Below are 2,401 nucleotides of genomic sequence, written 5' to 3'. Positions count from 1 at the left end.
GTATTTCGAAGACACCACCGGGCCACTGTTCCCGTTCGGCTTCGGCCTGAGCTACACCCAGTTCAGCCTGACCGACATGGCATTGTCGTCGACCACGCTGAACAAGACCGGCAAGCTCGACGCCAGCGTCGTGGTGAAGAACACCGGCAAGCGTGACGGCGAAACCGTGGTGCAGTTGTACATCCAGGACGTGACCGGCTCGATGATCCGCCCGGTCAAGGAACTGAAGAACTTCCAGAAAGTGCTGCTCAAGGCCGGCGAACAGAAAGTCGTGCACTTCACCATCACCGAGGATGACCTGAAGTTCTACAACGCCCAGCTCAAGTACGCCGCGGAACCGGGCAAGTTCAACGTGGAGATCGGCCTGGACTCACAGGACGTGACGCAGCAGAGCTTTGAGTTGCTGTAACCCCGCCTGAAAGCAAAAGATGATCGTTCCCACGCTCTGCGTGGGAACGATCTGAAAAAGTGTTCAGCCCCGCCGATCCAGCAGATTCACCACCACCCGATCCACCCATCCCCAAACCCTTTGCTTGACCCGCCGCCACAACGGTCGGCGCTTCCACGCCTCAAGACTGACTTCCTGGCTCAAGGCAAAGTCATTCTCGAAACTCGCCGCCACCGCTCGGGTCAGCCCCGGGTCCAGGGCTTCGAGGTTGGCCTCCAGATTGAAGCGCAGATTCCAGTGATCGAAATTACATGAGCCGATACTCACCCAATCGTCGATCAACACCATTTTCAGGTGCAGGAAACACGGCTGGTATTCGAAGATCTTCACCCCGGCCCTGAGCAGTCGCGGGTAGTAGCGATGCCCGGCGTAGCGCACCGACGGGTGATCAGTACGCGGCCCGGTCAGCAGCAGACGCACATCGACGCCGCGATTCGCCGCCCGGCGCAGCGAGCGGCGGACTTTCCAGGTTGGCAGGAAATAGGGCGTGGCCAGCCAGATTCGCTGCTTGCCGCTGTTCAGCGCGCGAATCAGCGATTGCAGAATGTCCCGGTGCTGGCGGGCGTCGGCATAAGCGACCCGGCCCATGCCCTCGCCCATCACCGGCACTCGCGGCAGGCGCGGTAGACCGAAGTGTGAAACGGGTTTCCAGGCACGCCGATAGCGGTTGGCGATCCATTGGCGGTCGAACAGCAATTGCCAGTCGATGACCAGGGGACCGGTGATTTCCACCATCACTTCGTGCCATTCGCAGGTGTCTTCGCCCGGCGACCAGAACTCATCGGTGACCCCGGTGCCACCAACGACCGCCAGGGATTGATCCACCAGCAGCAACTTGCGGTGATCGCGATAGAAGTTGCCCACCCAGCGTCGCCAGCTCAGCCGATTGTAAAAACGCAACTCGACCCCGGCGGCCATCAGGCGCTGACGCAAAGTCAGGGTGAAGGCCAGGCTGCCATAGTCATCGAACAGACAGCGTACCCGCACGCCACGCTCGGCCGCCTGGACCAGCGCCTGAACCATCGCCTCAGCGCAGGCCCCTGCCTCCACCAGGTACAGCTCCAGCTCGACTTGTTCTTCGGCGCGGGCAATCGCCACCAGCATGCGCGGGAAAAACTGCGGGCCGTCGATCAGCAGTTCGAAGCGATTGCCTTCGCGCCACGGAAAAATTGCACCACGCATGTCAGCGCGCCGTGAAAATCAGCACCGCACCCACCGGTACCGACAGACTGATGGCCGACAAACCGGCGAGCTTGCGCAAGCTTTCCAGGCCTGGGGCCAGGTCGAAATCTTCGGCGCTGATCACCAAAGGCTCGAGGGTCACTACTTGAAAGCGCCGGTCATCGAGACGGGTCGCCAGCAGTTCGGCGTTGTATTGGTGTTGCTTGCCATGCAGGTCGACGGTCACCGGCAAGCGCAGTTCCAGTTGCGCACCGGGCGCCAGGTCGTTGATTGGCCGCAAATCGATCTGTGTGGTGATCAGCGCTTCGGGAAACGTCTGGATCTGGAACAGTTCCTTGCGCATGCGTTCGTCACGCAGCGGAATACCGCTATTAACCGACTCCAGCTCGACTTCCACCTCGGCCAGCCCCTTGGGGTCGACCTTGCCATGCAGCACCAGAAAGCGCTGCACTTCGGAGATGTTGGCGTTTTTGGTGCTGACAAACGACAGCCGCGAGGACTCGCCGTCCAGATACCAATTGGCCTGGGCCGACACGGTGACACCGGCCAGCAGCAGGGAAGCGAGGGTTTTGTAGATGAACCGCTTGAACATAGAAACTCGGGGGCAGATAAACCTGAGCGAACCTTAACTGGCTTGAGGCAGGTTGCAAACTTTCTGTGACTTCGCCCCAATCTTTGTGGCGAGGGAGCTTGCTCCCGCTGGAGTGCGAAGCGCTCCCGAAATCAGACAATGAGTTCCTCCAATCAGATCTCCGCCGCTGGCATTACGAC

The 2,401-nt window shown here is 60.3% G+C and carries 3 protein-coding genes; 1 reads left to right on the top strand and 2 read right to left on the bottom strand.

Annotated features, from left to right (window positions below):
- The coding region (locus tag AC1DLB_RS27685; protein WP_477786064.1) for a fibronectin type III-like domain-contianing protein at window positions 1–409 on the top strand (409 nt) is incomplete at its 5' end.
- 63 nt (window positions 410–472) lie between these two features.
- Here AC1DLB_RS27685 and AC1DLB_RS27680 read toward each other — a convergent pair.
- On the bottom strand, window positions 473–1,630 hold the full coding sequence (locus AC1DLB_RS27680; RefSeq protein ID WP_018926849.1) for a phospholipase D-like domain-containing protein: 1,158 nt from the start codon (window positions 1,628–1,630) through the stop codon (window positions 473–475).
- Window position 1,631: 1 nt separating this feature from the next.
- Window positions 1,632–2,222, bottom strand: coding sequence for a YceI family protein (locus AC1DLB_RS27675; protein ID WP_018926850.1), 591 nt, complete (start codon window positions 2,220–2,222; stop codon window positions 1,632–1,634).
- Window positions 2,223–2,401: the final 179 nt, after the last annotated feature.

Source organism: Pseudomonas sp. 05N434, assembly GCF_056396965.1.
The sequence above is the reverse complement of the archived record's forward strand: the minus strand, read 5'-3'. Positions and strand labels throughout refer to the sequence as shown.